We start from the raw sequence: 15,247 nt of genomic DNA on the forward strand, positions 1-15,247 counted from the left end.
GCCGAACAAACCTGAAAAAAGGGTGATTTTAGGGATGATTCAGGTAGATTCGGGCCTATTCCGGACTTTACTCCATAAGACCCAAGCATTCCCATACTCACAGGCCTGCCTCCTGTATTAGTTGGGATAAGGAAATCCCTAAACTCTTCGCAATTCGGACTAACAGTTGAAGCGATGGATTGCCAATCCCTCGCTCAATTTGCCCCATGTAGGTTCTGTGCACATCGCAGACAGCAGCAAAATCCTCTTGAGAGTATCCATTTTCCTGCCGTAACCGACGGATAACCCGGCCTAACTGTTCCGATGGTGTCACTGCACACCATCATACACTATTTGAGACTCATACTCTACAGCATATAATCTGCATTTGGTTCTAGCCCAAAAACCAAAAAAGCCCCTGGATTTCTCCAGAGGCCGTGTAATCGGAATGAAATTTGGACTAGAAACCGTACCCCAAGGTAGGACCCAAAATTGGGATCTCCCCCAAGCACATAGGCAAAGGAGAGATTGTAGCTTAAACGTCTGGATCTGAATTCACATTGCTTTCGTAGCGGGAGTTGAGGATTTAGGTTTCCCCAGGGCGTCCCAATCTGAGTGGGAATTCAGCATTCCCACCGTAGAAACATGGAGGGTGCTCCCTTGCAGCGGCGGGATCGAGCCATCCAGGTCCGTATGACCCTGTCCAAGCCAAACAGAGTTCCTTAAAAAGAGAGGCAACAGCTGTTCTTCCTCTCTCCGAAGTACTTGGGTCTACCGGTATCTTTTTAAGGATGTGCTTGACGTTTAAAACACCCTTGACTCCGACTATTTGAGGATGAATGGCCTTATTTCTACGTCGGACAATCCGCGAGAATTCTTGCAAACACCCTTTATCGACTGAAGGCCTCCACTTTAAGTTTAACACTCGTGGTAGAAACATCCATTTGCCAACGGGACTAAGTTTATCGAACTCCTTGATATCCGCACTGGCGAGCACAATCTGCGCGATCGAATTGATATAGGCTTCAGCAGATGAAACCAACAAAATGTCAGCGACCAAGAAATCCGAAACTACTGAACCGAAAATTTCTTCTAATCCACCAATACCCTGAATCAGATCGCAGGTTACATTTTCCCTTTCGGATGGGTCTTTGATTTTTTCACGCTTCGAAATTTCCTTCTCATGCAATTCCAGAAATTTTAACAACTCAGCGTAGGTTTTGGTTCCGCGCTCAATTCTGTTCATTGCCTCAGCATAAAAAAGCCCGGGCAAATCCAAATTTAAGTCCATTTGGTTTTCAATAAAATCTTCTACAGGATCAGATCCCTCTTGTCTGGTTGTCTTCATTATAAAGTATTAGAGTTTGGGTTTAAGATCAGCAATAATAACAATGGCTAGGAGAATGACCGTATATTTTTTCCTTGAAAAAGCCTCTGGCGCATACACACCAGAGGCTTTGGCTTTAGTCTAAACATAAAACGCCTTGGGGTTATCGGATCTCATCCATCCTTTTCCCAGGGCGTTTTAGCAATCTGGCAAATCGTCCAGATTGTTATTCCCCTTTCCATCAGGGTCTGTTCTGAGGTACCTATTATCCACAACGTGGATGTCGACCTCAGCTAGTCCAACCTTCACAAAGTACGAATGCACATTGCCGTTAATATCGGCGATAACATTGCCTTTGGATCGCGGTGACCACCATTCGCCCTGATTTCCCAGATGAGTTATATCCCCATCGTTATCTTTTTTGACGCACCTAACTCTTCGTCTCATTTATCTCTTCCTTCGTTTACATTTATCAGGGGATTGCGTGAGTGCAGATCCCGCTGCTGATTTTGCATCCTTGGATGCCCTTGGGTTCCTAAGAACCCTGGATGCGGCTGATGCCGCTTTTCTCGACGTTTTTCGTTTTTAGCCATGGAATTTTCCTTTGGTTAAGAACTTGACTTCCATTTGCTGTCTCCCGTAGACAACCGATGAAATTTCGAATTGGCGACCATGCTTAATGGATTGGATTAGGTCCCCATCGCAGCGGCGATAGCTGCATATAAAAGTTGCATTAAACACGTAGAGTTCACCGCAAATCCCATGCCAAACACGTGAACATTTGTATAACGCCTTAAGTGCCAAGAGGATGCGTGTATCACGCTCAAGAGAACCCTGGAATCGGATGTCACACTCTGTCGCACGTCGTGTCACACCGCCCCAGAGGATTGTCACAAGTGTGACACGGAACGTCCAAAGGTGAATCGGGCTACCTTCATACCAACCAATTTTTATCCACCCAACCAGCCACCAATTTTTTCAAGAATCAGGTCCTGGTTCTCGAAGGAATTTTCAAAGCAGTATAGGGGCGCGCCAGAAACAACTGAATAGGTGGCTGCAAGGTTCATTTGCAAAGATGTGTGCATATTCAAACTTTCAATGCCAGAAAGCGGTCTACCCTCAGACTTATCGATTATTCTCTCTGTAATAGTTTGAGAATAAGCGTATAAGCAACAGATCCGACTGAGTCTCAACTGTTGGATAAACTCCGCGGAAAAAGGAATGATTCGAAATCCATAGTGCTCCAGTGTCACTGCATGTGAATCAATGATAACGTGACGGTAATTCCTAACGGAATCGACATCCTTTATCAACCACTGGTCAAGCTCACGGACATGGTATTCGAAAACCAGCGCACTAGATTTTTCTTTTAAGCTTTCCTGAGAAATTGACGCACCACAGTCCTTTGATATCCTATCAGCGAGAAGATTGCCGTACTCATAAATTTTAATACCAGGAATTAAGCTCGCCAATTTATTGCAGAGTGTTGATTTACCCGAAGCAGGAGCTCCGGTAAGATAAATTACTTCCCCTGCACCTGAATCACTCATACCTCATTGAAACGGCATACGGTTCTAGAAGCTTCGCCCGAAATCCTACATTGCGAATAATTGGCGGAAACTCTGTTTGTGTTGATCCAGCTAGCGTGAGACATCCCTTATCAGTTTGTCCTTTCATATAAGCAGACGCAACTTTACCTGTGCTGGGACCAATCCCCACTGAGTAAGAGGATAAATCGATATCCAAATCACATGGCTCAATTTCATCAAGAACTAAGGCCCACTTAGATCCGGTGACTCGAATACCATCCGGAACAGGCAACCAATCAAAGCCATTGACAGAATAGTGTGTGGCCGGAGGTGCATTCTTTCTTACATGCCGCGAGTTAACGGGATTCATAAAAAGATACAACTCTTCTTGGATTTCCTCCATTCGCTTTGCGAACGCCTGAACCTGCCTGATGGGATGGCATGCTGAACCTCCATATCCCCAGAAGGTCATTCCAGCGGTCTGATACTCCCTTTGCTTGCGCTCAATAATTTTGTCTAGTGGCTCACTGGCATGCTCGCCCACTTTCATAAATAAGATATTATTCATTCGGATATTTAATTTTCATCTGGTTCCAATCATAATTCTCTAAAAAATAATTCCCTTGAGCAGGGTATGGGCAAGATTCCTCCCTTACGTATCTGACCGCAAGGGCCTTACGACGGCCATAAAAATTTTTTATGCTCTTTTCGGATAAAATCCGACTTTTATATTCGCTCTGCTTTGAATGTATACCGGAGGCAAAAAAACTTCCTGATCTTAGCTTTGGCGCATCATCCAAGTGGTACTGAGAGAACTCAGGTTGAAAAGACTTTATCAAATACCCGCCTTCAATAAGCATTTTCTGAGTGGTGAATAGGACCTCTTGAGTCCAACAATAATCTTTATCATCACCGATTACAACGCAACCCAGTCCGGTACCAGGCTTCACTGCCTCCATGCCTCTTTTAACAAAGGCCAATACGCTCTTACCATCATTATGCTCACCATACGGAGGGTTTGTGTAGAACGCATCAAATCTTTGCCAATGCGCCTTTGGCAATGGATCTGCTACATTGTACAGTTCAGCCTTAATCCGGTCACTTAGTCCATGCTCCTCAGCAAAGGTGTTTATCGAATTTACAATCCGTTCGTCAAAGTCTAAAACTACAATCTCAGTCGGTCCTAAGGGCAAGGCACCATTGTGGTTGAGATGAATCATGGCTAATCCGACCCCATCACCATCACCAATAAAAACCGTCCGTTTGCCATCAAAGTTGGGCGAAACGAACAATAACTGATCCAGCATATCACCCACCTTCATATATATCTGGTCAAACTCGCGCAGGGCAGGCGGCCTATTAAGCACAATATCGGAAATCAGATTGATCTGGGTTTTGGAGGCTATTTCATCCATCTACAATTGGTTGATTAAATCCAAGAGCTTTGTTTTGGAATCGGGGAAAAGGTATCGTACTATAAGATAAACCATACCGGAAATCTCAGCGAACGATGAGACAATAAACGTGTTAGCAACCCATGGGCTAACATCAATAATATTAAACCCGATGAAAAAGAACCCGACATCTATTACGAACAGTTGTATCAACAAGAAGATGACCAAATACCCTGCGTATCGTTTTCTTAAATCCCTGTCCTGATCTTCTGTTTCCGACCAGGAGTCAAGGACCTGTTTTAGCTTCTCAAATTTTCTGTTCTCTTCACTGACAGCTAGAAATGAATCTAAATCATCACTACTGACATCGTCACCGATAGAAGAAATCAAGTCATTTGAGGACTTCATCTTCAAGACCTAGGCGAGCAATTCGAATCGACATGGCGTCTTCAGAAACATTAAAGATTCTTGCCAAATCAGAAATGCTTTTAACATCCTTATAAAGAGCTGATACCTTGCTCTCGGGCATCAGCAATTCCGCAGCAAACTTGTTTGCTTCAATCTCTTTCGCTCGGACTGGACCCCCCTCTCCGTTCGACGAATCTCTAAAGAGATTAATGCTCGTGTCGACAAATTCATTTTGCTCGTCAAGATGCAAAAAGTAGTGCCCCAATTCATGAGCAATTGTAAATCTCTTCCTGTATGGAGGCTCATCCACATTTACAAGAATGAGCACCTCGTCATCTTTCTTGGAAATCATCCCTGAGATATCATCCCGATAGAATTTCGCATTCTTCACGGAAATTCCATGTTCCCTCGCAACCTTGATAGGGTCGATGGGAATACCATCAGATTTTAGTGAGCTTAAAATCTCAGAAAATTTAGAGTCACCTTGAGTTGTGATAGCCATTTTCCTGCCTACTATGTAAAAATTCAAAAGCCTCTTCAAGGCTTTTCACACTCTTCCATCGAGGATGGTTTTTAAACACTTTGCTGAAAGTGTCTTCCTCTGACTCGTCAACTTGTACTACCATCCTCCCACTCGCCAACGCAGCACCCGCCTCGATGAGGGCTCCGTGAATATCAGCATTTGGCTCCCAATATAACAGAACTACGTCCGCCTGAGATGCCTCTGAAATGCAACGCTCAGCCAGTTCGGAAAAACACTTGGTTTGACCATCATCGGATTCATCAAGCCAAGAAGAAATAATCGGTTGACCCTCACTGCGTAATGACCGCCAGCGGGGCGCATGCCTAGTCTTAGATGCAATGTAGACACTCATATTGGATAAGATAATACGTCTGGACCGTTTTCGCGAGTCAATCTGATCATCAATAAACTTATTCACCTATTCACATCCATTAACAAAAGTCAATTTAAATATGTGTACATATGTACATTAAATAATTTTTCATTCCACCACCAACCCCCCACCCCAAGCAGATTTGGAATCAAATTCATCCGTCTTATCAGCAGCGACTTAGGCGCGAATCAATTCCGAGGCAAAAAAGGGGTGCTTAAAGCAACCCCGACTCGGCGAACGAGTAGTAACCCTGCGCATTGGGATCGTCTTCCCGGTTGCCCAGGATGATATGATCCAAGAGGTCAATCTGCACGGTCCCGCTCGCCTCCCGCAATTGCCGGGTTGCCCGTATATCCGCCTGACTGGGAGAGGGATCTCCTGAGGGATGGTTGTGGACGCACACAATCCCGGTAGCGCTTTGTAGGATTGCCGGACGGAATACCTCCCGTGGGTGCACCAGACTCGCCGTAGCCGTCCCCACGGTCACGAGAGTGCGACCAATGGGCTTATTTTTGCGATCCAGGGAAATGACCCAGAATTGCTCCTGGCTCATGTACTCTTCCAGAGCGTCTGTCATGTACTCGACGACCCGCGCAGGGCGGTCCAGAGGCTGTACTTCGCCGAGTTGAATAATGGTATACTGAATCTTCGCTTCGAGGATTTTCATTGCTGTAAACCCTTTTGGGAAGGTTACGTTCCCTACCGTGTTGTAGAGGGTATCGCTCCGTTCCCGAAAGGGTGCCTCGGGCACAGCAATCGATAGTCAAGCGACGGGTCTGCCGAGGCAGCGGGAGCAACGAGGGGGAAAGACCCGCTATAGCGTATGTGGAGATGGCGCAGCCATACTACATTGACCGATTGCTAGACTGAGAAAACCCGCATCGGAACAGCTGGACTTTTAATCCCCGTCTTTCCCATCGGGAATGCGGACAATACGAAAACACGCCGGGTCCACCAAAATCACGAGGTTCTCAGATTCCTTGAAGATCTCCCCACAAAATTCAACAATGACCCCCTCCCCTTCCGAAACTAAAAAGTCAGCCAATTCTGAGGAGACCATTTCCATGTGACAGGGAATCATCATTTCAATCACTTCTCCAAATCGCATCAAATCAGCCTGTACCGTAAACCGTAAGGCAGTCTCGGAAAAGACCGTCGCATTCTCTCTCAGGGGTCCGGAAATCCAACACTGGTTCACGGCATCCCCCGTTTACTGGATATTTCTTCAATGATGTGATCCAATCGATGATTGATGTCTCTGAGCTCGCCTGTGAATTCACGCAGGGTGGAAATGAATTCTTCTAACTGGGTTCTATCTGCCATGTCCTCTAGAACCCATTTCAACTACTTAAAAGTAGTGAACAATCACTTCGAGAAGAGGTGACCAATCAGCACAGCGAATTGTTTACCATCCGGGGTGAGGCCAAAAACAGGTTGGGTGGACTTGGTGCCACTTCCCTGAACGGTTAACAGTCCGCGTAATCGTAATTCCTTGAGGCTCCTAATAACGGCATTTAAACTGAGTGGATAGTGCTCGCGCATGGCCTTTTTCACCTGGGTCGCACTGACACCAGTCGGATGCAAACTGAATAAATTCACAAACCGGCCAAACACGTGAAAGCGAGTTTTGCCGCGTAACAAATAACTGTAGGTCTCCCAGTTTACTTGCGGAAAATCGACCACGGGAGCATTGAGGAATCGGCGGTAAACTTCCCCCTCCTCAGTCCAGTAAACGACTCGTCCAATTGTTGAGCTTGAGTACAATTCCTCAAGCAATCCCTTTTCAAGAAACGTGTTGAGCAGTCGCCACAGGTCACGCAATTGTACTTTCGGGTTATCGTGGAACATTCGCTCCCTGAGTAAATTTGGCGTCATGGGAACACTGAGTTCCTTGACAACCGAAAGCTTTTGATGGCCCCGACCAATCCATTGAAACGTTTTATTATCAACCACCCGTGAGTAACAGCTGGATGCGACTCAAGTACATGGCCAACAATCCCTACGAAAAAGAAAGAAATCGTATAGATTGTTCGACAAGCATAAGAATACTTAAGGTTTTGTTTTCATTGATGAATACACAAAACCCGTTGGAGAACTGGGCGGACTCATCCATAGAGACGCTTTTGGGAGCGCGTAGTTCCGTCAACAAACTCAAAGTTAATCTGTGGGCTGGTGCTATCCGAGAACGCATCTCCATCCTTAATCGCAGTTTAGAGCAGTTACTTGAAGAGGAACTGGTCCTGGATAATCGGATCATTCAACTTGGCGGCCGACCATATGACACGGAACAAACCTACCAGATGCTCAAAAACTCTCTGCAAGGTTTACAGACCAGACGTATCAGCGAAGAGAAAGAATGCTGGAAGGATATCGTTGTTGTTCTTCGTGACTTTATCGGAGCATTTGAAGCACATTCCCAATCACAGGCACGGGGTGAATTTTTAGGTGTTCATGGACGAACAACTCAAAAATACGTGCAATAAACTCGTCCCCTTTATCGGGAAGGGTCATGCTCAGGCCCTCTGGCTTGCATACATCACCTCGGAAACCATGCAGGCCAAGGCCGAGGCGCAGACCTTCATTGAACTATTCTGGCTACGCTTTGCCGGACCTTCGGTTGATAACAATACCATATATCTGCCTGCCGATGATAGTTTCTCACACGGATCAATTCCCTTTGGCACCGTTCATTATGGGAATCGGCCTATGGGCGAATTGCGGTTGCAGCCCGAGGACATCAATAAGCATATCGGATTATTCTCAATCACGGGCGGAGGGAAAACCAATGCCTGTAAACTCATGCTCTCAACGCTTGCTCATTCCTGTCCCTTTCTGGTGATAGACTGGAAGCGATCCTACAGGGATTTGGCCTATATCGCCAAAGCGAATATTCGCATTGTCTCAATCGGACAGGAAGGACATCAAAACTTGGAGTGGAACCCCCTCCAACCACCACCCGGAACGGGATATCAAGCATGGATGTATATTGTCGCTGAACTTCTCGAAAAGTCCCATCTCTCCGGCCCCGGGACGGCGGATATTCTCATTGAAGTATTCGACCGATTATTCACCAAAAACGGTTGGGCGACACCGAATCAAAAAATTAAACGTCTCCCAACCTTCCAGCAAGCGCTCTTTGAAGTCCAGTCCGGACAATTCACCGGACGGCGAATGTTGTGGCGAGACACCTGTGTTCGGATCTTACGAACCTTCACCCTTGGAGCATCTGCCAAAACGTTCAATACGATGGCACATGCCTCTTTAGAGAAACTCCTGGGACAACCGACCATACTGGAAATTGATTATGAACTCCCAAAACCTATCCGGGTCTTTATCAGTGAGTTGATTCTTCGCTGGGTACATTTATACCGGCTCCGACAAGGAGAATCTAAAAAGCTACGCCACGTCCTCGTGTTTGAGGAAGCGCACAATATGATGCCCTCCCAACGGAATGATACCCAAATGCATTCACTGGAAACTCTCTTGAGAGAAATCCGTGGATTCGGGCAAGGGTTAGTCCTGATCTCACAGCATCCGTCGTTACTGCCCACGTATGTTTTGGGAAACACAAACACCTTAGTGTTTCTAGGGCTCCAGCATGAAGACGATATTCGTGCAGCCGCCAAGGCCCTGTTTCTCTCAAAAGAGGATATGCATTACCTGGACAAACTCAAAGTCGGTGAGGCGCTTGTGAAAATCAAGTCACGCGGGGGACCGTATTTTGTCCGATTCCCGGAGGTTGCATGAATCGACGATGGATTGAGAGCGGTATAATTGAACAGCTCGACAAACGCCAAGAACAGTTCCTAAACACTGTTCAACAGCTCATCTCGACATATTATGAAACCCAAACCAAACCCCTGAATCTGACAATGCTTGCTCGGTTGTGCCGGTGTAATCATGCACAGGCGCTCTCTGCCATACGTATGCTAGCCAATACCATTTCCGAAGACGAAAGTTTTCCGTTTCTCTATTACACAAAGACCAACACCAAAATCGGATTCAAGAAACGATACAATATATTTCTCAACCGCTCTTAAGTCTTCAATTTGTATCTGTCCCGCATAAAAGGCTGGATTGAAAAGTAGGCTTCATCTGGGATGAACCTGTACCTAACTTCCAGACACTCTCGTCGATCTGAGAGGTACGTGACCAGATCTTCAATCTCAGCGCGGTGCTTGTCGAATCGTTCGTTGATTTACCACAACCTGAGTCCGATGCGCTTTTGTGTTTCCTTCTGCGGGGATAGATAATCGAATTATCTTCCCTTCACACTCAATCACACGATGCTTCTCTAAATAGGATCGGATATCCGATTTGGGATTCACGATCACACACGAAATATCTGTAGTGGGAATCCGCTTCTCTCCCGGCAGATCAAGTGCATTGACCTGCAACGTGAAATGTAATCCCGCTCCGGATAACCCTTGTACTTCCTTGGTTTTTAAAACCGTTCCTGATAATAGTACCTTATTCATACCGATTGTATGAGGAGCTTCTCAATGAAGTACTTTTCCAACAATACGTACGCTTACATCCCGAATCGTTTACAGAAACTTTTCAAAGCCTTCTCGTATGCCCGTTTGGCAATGCCTAAGGACTTTTTACAGGCCCCAATCGCCAGAACATCTGCATCTTTCATTGTAGCCTTATCCCCTGGCACATCTGAGATGACGGCCGGAGGTAAATAGCCTAGAGCCACATAGGAACGGCAGACATTGAATAAGAACTCAGAGTACTCTGAATCCGAAGCACCATCGACAAGAAAGTATTGGTAGTCGTATAAGACCAGTTCTGTACTCGCTAGTTTGGGAATATCCTCTGGGCGGGGTCGAAAGTTCAGTGGCAACGGAAATCCCATGATTTCGCTCCTCCCGGTGTAGTGCGGTCTCTCCTCCAGAATCCTCGCTGGTGTCCTCAACGTCTTCGGATACCGCATCACACAGTCGTCCAAAAGTCGCTCAATTTGTTTGGGTATGGATGTCATACCCTCTCAACCGGGAATCATCCTTATACTTATACCCAACAATGCGTACGAAAGTTAAGATTCTCAAACGATGGGACCCGGATACATATCCTATGGATATGTAATGTGTCCGGACCATTTCGCAACAACGCATCCCTCATAGAGAAAACACCGTAACATATAGATTTGACAAAGAGGGAGAGGCCTCAAAATTTGCGTTTTTTACAAAATGAACACAATTAACCTTAGAGCAACTGGCTATCATGGCACACACAAAATTCACGCGACGAGCATCAGCCGCGATGGATTTAAGCCTTCTCAACGGCACGAAGACCATGGTGAAACCATCTTTCCAAGGTTCGGGGAAGGGTCCTATTTTTACATAAATTACACAAGTAATGAATACCAGCTGGCTAATCAGTTTGCCTGCGAATTGGCGAAAAGGAGGTACAACTCCGGGACTGTGTATGTAAAAGCGAATATCGCAGGACCCGAATTTATCTCCCTTTTCGATCACGAGAATATGGAATTTTTTAAAAAAATTGTTAGAGAGCTCGAGGCCTTGGAGATTCAAGAATTTAATCTTGATTCCCTAAATCCAAAGGTCCAATATCCCGAAGGTATTGGAAATCAGCGAAATATGTCATCAAATCATAGGGCCTACTTCACTTTCATGGCTAGTGAGCATATCAAAGAAAAAAGTGATCATTCTGTTTCAGGATTAGTCTATCAAGGCGGACTCAAAGATTTCGGGGAACATTCGTGCCTCGTTGTTTATGACCGCGAATGTCTGAGTGAAAACGTTTATATAGGAGTATGCAGCAACACAAAGGCATGAACATTGATTCTCCTATTTCAAGGGATAGATTTCTCGATTTGAGGAAAAAATATCACAGCACTTTAAGTAGCTGCAAATCCTTTGGTGATGGAATCATCGAGGACCCGATCTTCCCTTTAGATTATGAAGAGATTGAAGGAAAAGCTGCCATTTCAACAGATCTCCTTTCCAGGATCAGACGGGACTATCCGCAGCAAGATTGGAAAGCATCTACAATTTCTATTATCGGATCTAGTTTGCATAATCTTACTCGAGAGTACGAGTACCACCGCGACTGGAAAGAGCAACTGGCTGTTTGGACTACCTCTGCCAAAAAAGTGCGCTATCTATTGGTTGGAAACCAACAAGCACCAGAAGGATTGAGGTATCTGAAGGATATCGCTCAATCCGGATTTAACCTAGAAATCTTTCTTCTTAAAGATGGAAAAGAAAACAAAATTGAAAGATCTGAATTTATAAAATCCTACAGTGAAAGTCACTTTGTTTTATTTGATTCTCCTCGTATTATGTGGCTCGAGGGCTTCCATCCAGTTGGAGAGTCATACGCTCTAAATTGCAGGTACTATTCTCCTCAAGTTGCAGAACTTCATAAATCTGTTTATGAGGTATTAGAGTTAAAGTTCAATAGGATGGTTGCTCTCTCTGATAATGTCCATTGATCGGTATGGTCTATTGTGTCTAGAAATCGAAGATAAGGGAGTAATTAGAATCTTTTTAAAACTTCCTATCCCACGAAAACAATACATTCGAAATAACCACGAGAATTCTGTAACGGCGGGACCGTCGTCCATCAATGGCTGAAAAGCAATTGATTAACCATTCCTTCGCTTTCTTCATTTCGATTAGATTGAGCACGATCAATTTAAATTAAAGAGCATCCTAGATTCCGGACTCTTCCGCTTTATGATGTAGTGCCAAAACCGAAAACTATTTAAGGAAGTAATCCCACAGTTTCCACATTAGTTCGGAAAGATCCTTCATTATCATGGAGCGACGGATTCTCCCACGGCGGGAGCGTTCTACTCCAGGCGTATGACGCCCGTACATTTTGGGGACTTTTCTGAACTGTTTGGTAGTAAAATATATATGTTACTAACCAGGAGTGTATACTAGATGCCAGCAAAGGACCACGAACGATTTGCAACACGATACAAAGAGAGATTTTTCAACAACGACACCATTCCGGAAAACATCAAAAAGGAAGTTCAGCGATTTTTGTATTGCTATGAAGCTGGCTTTGCGAGACAGGCAATCTTCTTTCAAAAGCTAGAACTTTTTTGTTCGGAACTCGATTCGATTGATGACTTCCAGAACCGAGATAAGATAAACGAAATCTTTTATCGCTACAGACAAAAGTATTCAGTAGCCACGTATCACACACTGGTTGCGGTTTCCCTGCAGTTTGCTACTTGGCTTAATGACGGTGTAAGACCAAAATCGTTTGTGGATGTAAAGCGTCCCCCAAAAGGCAAAACGAATCGAAACTTAAAACCGGAGGATATGGTAACATGGGAAGACGGGTTGAAAATGGCATCGTTCTCCCACTCTATCCAACTCAAAGCAATCATCCTTGTTCAGCTAGATGGCGGATTTCGACCTGGTGAATTTGTTGATCTCAAATACGGTGATATCGTACTAAAAGACACCATCGCGATTGCGTATATTCGCTCCGGAAAAACCGGAGGACGAATTGTCATACTACGACGCTCGTTTGGAGCGTTAAACGCATGGCTGGACGCGCATCCGATAAAATCGCCTGACAGCCCACTCTGGATCACCGAATACCCAGGATCAACACCAGACTCGAAAGAACGTATCCGCCCATACAAGTATCCCGCATTCGCTAAACGCGTGAAGCAACTGGCACTCTACGCCAAAATAGATAAACCTGCAGATTTCTACAATCTCCGACACTCAAGCTGTGTCCTGGACAAGCTAGATAATCTGCCAGTCGATCTCGCGGCAGAAAGACACGGCCATTCGATTCGACACTTTACGGATGTGTACGGCCGATTGAGCACGGAAGATGTCGTTAATCGATATTTAAAGCACTACAATTTTAAACCGAAAACACCTACCTGAACTTACCATTGAAATGATCCGAAAATCATTCAATACAGGCATTATCTTTTGGGCCAAGAGGTGCTGGGACGTTCTTCGACAAGGTACTGAGCCTCATTTACAGGATCCTGAAGGCTACCTCCTGTCTTTAGATTCAGCATTTTCACAAGGTCAGAAAGGTCGGCATATTGAATTCTTGCTGGAGAATCTTTGTTCACTTGGCGCATATGAGAAGAGCTGTGATACTCAACGGCCCACTTTTCACAAAGCCCGCCACTACTCGAGTTTGCCTCTCTGGAAATTGGCACTATTCTCAAATAGGAAAAACCCTTAAGTCTTGCGACTCTCCGGTTCATCACATGATCGAGAACAAATCCTTTGTCGAGTTTTTCTCCTAAGCCATTCAAGTAGGAACGTCTATAGCCCGAATAGTCCACATGAACCCAAACCTGCCTATCGTGATGCAGGATTGCAGATTCCTCTAACTCCCATATCGGGAGAGAATCCTTCTGAGGGATAAGATATGGCTCTATAAAAAGGGCTCTGATTGGAGGTCCTGATGACAAGATTTTGCGAGCACTTCCAATGTAAGTAATTATGTCCTGCACTTCCCTAGCTGCAATAGGAACATGAAGCGAAGGCGGCAAACCATACTTTGTAATTGCCACATCTCTTGCAAATTGATCTACACTCCGTTTTTCATTCATTAGGTGAATTGCGAATCCAGTTGAAGCCGATTAGGCCCCTTTTTTGAATGTCATTCCCTTACTGTACCCTTCTCCCCGTGGGCCAAAAAGGGGGAGATGAGGTTTAGTTTTCATAGGTTTGTTTCATATTGTCATATTTTGATTGAGTTGAAGAGGCTACCCATGCGCGCTCAAATAGCCCCTGAGAACTTAATTTGAAGGATATGTTCAGATAGAATACGAATTGATCCTTCTCAGTAACTGCAGTAATCGAAACTTCCCTATGACCCTTAATTATATCGAATGATATTGGACCTTCTTGGCATGAAATTTGGCGAAGTTCCTCATACCATTTTTCGATGTCACCAATACTCTTTCCTTCAAATTTTGAATTCAACGATTTCTCGATATTTTTACCCGTAACTGACAAAGAATTGCCAACGCACTCATATAAGGCGACAAGCGGATTGTGATCTGCTGATGCAAAGTCTTTTGGCTTATCACAGCCCGTCAGAATTATTGAAAGAATCAAAAATGTTTGAGCTAATTCTTTCATATCATCAATTCCCTAGCCAATATTCCACCAGCCCAGCGGAATAATCGAAATTATCGGCTCTTATAGTAAGCCCTTGACGAGGATTACAGGAAGTTGCGTGCACATTGTTAACGTTATCAAGTCCTAAAGCTTTTTTCCAAATAGGATAGCCTCCACGGCTAGCTTGATCTATCCGAATATAGTCAGATCCAGCTACGACATAATAGCTAACCCTATTAACTCCGGTAGATAAAAAGTTTGTTGTTCCGTGAAAGTGGACAACTACGGCATCGTAATCATGGTTTGCAGCAAATAAAGTGTCGAAATTCTCGATTTCGATAGCAGCATCCACATCCAGAATCGTAACTATGACATCATCCCGACCTTCAGCCCAGCTATTCCACATTTTACGATAATCTGCAGCTCTCTCCAATTCTGCTGCTGAATTATCTTTTCTCGCTATCAAAACAGCTACTCTATCTGGATCCTGTTCACTTTGGGCCAAAGACGAACTCAGGCATGCATCGTAGGTGAAGGGGCTGTATTCTCCGGCAACCATACGGGATTGGAGGGCACCGATCGTGATGCGGTTGGCCTCCCGCCCTAAAAAGAACTCGGCGCGGTTTTG

Annotated in this window: 22 protein-coding genes; 5 read left to right on the plus strand and 17 right to left on the minus strand. The window is 44.9% G+C overall.

Features of this window, described 5'->3' with window-relative positions:
* Positions 1 to 97: 97 nt before the first annotated feature.
* From G0Q06_RS14815 to G0Q06_RS12950, 12 genes are all read right to left on the minus strand, one after another.
* On the minus strand, positions 98 to 313 hold the full coding sequence (locus tag G0Q06_RS14815) for a helix-turn-helix domain-containing protein (protein WP_163966807.1): 216 nt from the start codon (positions 311 to 313) through the stop codon (positions 98 to 100).
* A 252-nt stretch (positions 314 to 565) separates the two neighbouring features.
* Positions 566 to 1,327 (minus strand): hypothetical protein, encoded by a 762-nt coding sequence (locus G0Q06_RS12905; RefSeq protein ID WP_163966810.1) that lies wholly within the window; start codon positions 1,325 to 1,327, stop codon positions 566 to 568.
* Positions 1,328 to 1,504: 177 nt separating this feature from the next.
* Entirely contained in the window at positions 1,505 to 1,753 is a 249-nt protein-coding gene (locus G0Q06_RS14820; RefSeq protein WP_163966812.1) for a DUF3892 domain-containing protein, read from the minus strand.
* A gap of 503 nt (positions 1,754 to 2,256) precedes the next feature.
* Entirely contained in the window at positions 2,257 to 2,856 is a 600-nt protein-coding gene (locus tag G0Q06_RS12915) for an ATP-binding protein (protein WP_163966815.1), read from the minus strand.
* Complete coding sequence (locus G0Q06_RS12920; protein ID WP_163966817.1) at positions 2,849 to 3,403, minus strand: hypothetical protein; 555 nt, start codon at positions 3,401 to 3,403, stop codon at positions 2,849 to 2,851. The genes G0Q06_RS12915 and G0Q06_RS12920 overlap by 8 nt, the downstream gene beginning before the upstream one ends.
* Positions 3,396 to 4,250, minus strand: coding sequence for a bis-aminopropyl spermidine synthase family protein (locus G0Q06_RS12925; protein ID WP_163966819.1), 855 nt, complete (start codon positions 4,248 to 4,250; stop codon positions 3,396 to 3,398). The genes G0Q06_RS12920 and G0Q06_RS12925 overlap by 8 nt, the downstream gene beginning before the upstream one ends.
* Positions 4,251 to 4,637, minus strand: a complete 387-nt coding sequence (locus G0Q06_RS14565) for a hypothetical protein (protein ID WP_238710829.1) — start codon at positions 4,635 to 4,637, stop codon at positions 4,251 to 4,253.
* Positions 4,621 to 5,139 (minus strand): ImmA/IrrE family metallo-endopeptidase, encoded by a 519-nt coding sequence (locus G0Q06_RS12930; protein ID WP_163966822.1) that lies wholly within the window; start codon positions 5,137 to 5,139, stop codon positions 4,621 to 4,623. The genes G0Q06_RS14565 and G0Q06_RS12930 overlap by 17 nt, the downstream gene beginning before the upstream one ends.
* Positions 5,117 to 5,512, minus strand: coding sequence for a hypothetical protein (locus tag G0Q06_RS12935; RefSeq protein ID WP_238710831.1), 396 nt, complete (start codon positions 5,510 to 5,512; stop codon positions 5,117 to 5,119). Before G0Q06_RS12935 ends, G0Q06_RS12930 begins: the two co-directional genes overlap by 23 nt.
* A gap of 235 nt (positions 5,513 to 5,747) precedes the next feature.
* Positions 5,748 to 6,200: a JAB domain-containing protein gene (locus G0Q06_RS12940; RefSeq protein WP_163966827.1), complete on the minus strand. Its 453-nt coding sequence runs from the start codon at positions 6,198 to 6,200 to the stop codon at positions 5,748 to 5,750.
* 231 nt (positions 6,201 to 6,431) lie between these two features.
* On the minus strand, positions 6,432 to 6,731 hold the full coding sequence (locus G0Q06_RS12945; RefSeq protein ID WP_163966830.1) for a hypothetical protein: 300 nt from the start codon (positions 6,729 to 6,731) through the stop codon (positions 6,432 to 6,434).
* 167 nt (positions 6,732 to 6,898) lie between these two features.
* Positions 6,899 to 7,408: a hypothetical protein gene (locus G0Q06_RS12950; protein WP_163966833.1), complete on the minus strand. Its 510-nt coding sequence runs from the start codon at positions 7,406 to 7,408 to the stop codon at positions 6,899 to 6,901.
* Between the two features lie 110 nt (positions 7,409 to 7,518).
* Here G0Q06_RS12950 and G0Q06_RS12955 point away from each other — a divergent pair, with 110 nt between their 5' ends.
* Positions 7,519 to 8,016, plus strand: coding sequence for a hypothetical protein (locus tag G0Q06_RS12955; protein WP_163966836.1), 498 nt, complete (start codon positions 7,519 to 7,521; stop codon positions 8,014 to 8,016).
* Positions 7,985 to 9,280 (plus strand): ATP-binding protein, encoded by a 1,296-nt coding sequence (locus tag G0Q06_RS12960; protein ID WP_163966839.1) that lies wholly within the window; start codon positions 7,985 to 7,987, stop codon positions 9,278 to 9,280. The genes G0Q06_RS12955 and G0Q06_RS12960 overlap by 32 nt, the downstream gene beginning before the upstream one ends.
* A 419-nt stretch (positions 9,281 to 9,699) precedes the next feature.
* On the opposite strand, the gene G0Q06_RS12965 is transcribed toward G0Q06_RS12960, so the two are convergent.
* Together G0Q06_RS12965 and G0Q06_RS12970 are read right to left on the minus strand one after the other, a co-directional pair.
* Positions 9,700 to 10,011, minus strand: coding sequence for a hypothetical protein (locus G0Q06_RS12965; RefSeq protein ID WP_163966841.1), 312 nt, complete (start codon positions 10,009 to 10,011; stop codon positions 9,700 to 9,702).
* Positions 10,012 to 10,064: 53 nt separating this feature from the next.
* Positions 10,065 to 10,394: a hypothetical protein gene (locus G0Q06_RS12970; protein ID WP_163966844.1), complete on the minus strand. Its 330-nt coding sequence runs from the start codon at positions 10,392 to 10,394 to the stop codon at positions 10,065 to 10,067.
* A gap of 334 nt (positions 10,395 to 10,728) precedes the next feature.
* On the opposite strand from G0Q06_RS12970, the gene G0Q06_RS12975 reads away from it, so the two are divergent.
* The 3 genes from G0Q06_RS12975 to G0Q06_RS12985 all read left to right on the plus strand — a co-directional run bounded on the left by G0Q06_RS12975 (position 10,729) and on the right by G0Q06_RS12985 (position 13,419).
* On the plus strand, positions 10,729 to 11,337 hold the full coding sequence (locus tag G0Q06_RS12975; RefSeq protein WP_163966847.1) for a hypothetical protein: 609 nt from the start codon (positions 10,729 to 10,731) through the stop codon (positions 11,335 to 11,337).
* Positions 11,316 to 11,996, plus strand: coding sequence for a hypothetical protein (locus G0Q06_RS12980; protein ID WP_163966849.1), 681 nt, complete (start codon positions 11,316 to 11,318; stop codon positions 11,994 to 11,996). The genes G0Q06_RS12975 and G0Q06_RS12980 overlap by 22 nt, the downstream gene beginning before the upstream one ends.
* Before the next feature lie 454 nt (positions 11,997 to 12,450).
* Positions 12,451 to 13,419 (plus strand): tyrosine-type recombinase/integrase, encoded by a 969-nt coding sequence (locus G0Q06_RS12985; protein ID WP_163966852.1) that lies wholly within the window; start codon positions 12,451 to 12,453, stop codon positions 13,417 to 13,419.
* Positions 13,420 to 13,460: 41 nt separating this feature from the next.
* Here G0Q06_RS12985 and G0Q06_RS12990 read toward each other — a convergent pair whose 3' ends face one another.
* The 3 genes from G0Q06_RS12990 to G0Q06_RS13000 form a co-directional block, all read right to left on the minus strand.
* Entirely contained in the window at positions 13,461 to 14,105 is a 645-nt protein-coding gene (locus G0Q06_RS12990) for a hypothetical protein (RefSeq protein ID WP_163966855.1), read from the minus strand.
* 103 nt (positions 14,106 to 14,208) lie between these two features.
* Entirely contained in the window at positions 14,209 to 14,640 is a 432-nt protein-coding gene (locus G0Q06_RS12995) for a hypothetical protein (RefSeq protein ID WP_163966858.1), read from the minus strand.
* 4 nt (positions 14,641 to 14,644) lie between these two features.
* Positions 14,645 to 15,178 (minus strand): hypothetical protein, encoded by a 534-nt coding sequence (locus G0Q06_RS13000; RefSeq protein WP_163966861.1) that lies wholly within the window; start codon positions 15,176 to 15,178, stop codon positions 14,645 to 14,647.
* Between the last annotated feature and the right edge of the window lie 69 nt (positions 15,179 to 15,247).

The sequence above is a fragment of the Oceanipulchritudo coccoides genome, assembly GCF_010500615.1.
In the GTDB taxonomy this organism is placed as follows: Bacteria; Verrucomicrobiota; Verrucomicrobiia; order Opitutales; family Oceanipulchritudinaceae; genus Oceanipulchritudo; species Oceanipulchritudo coccoides.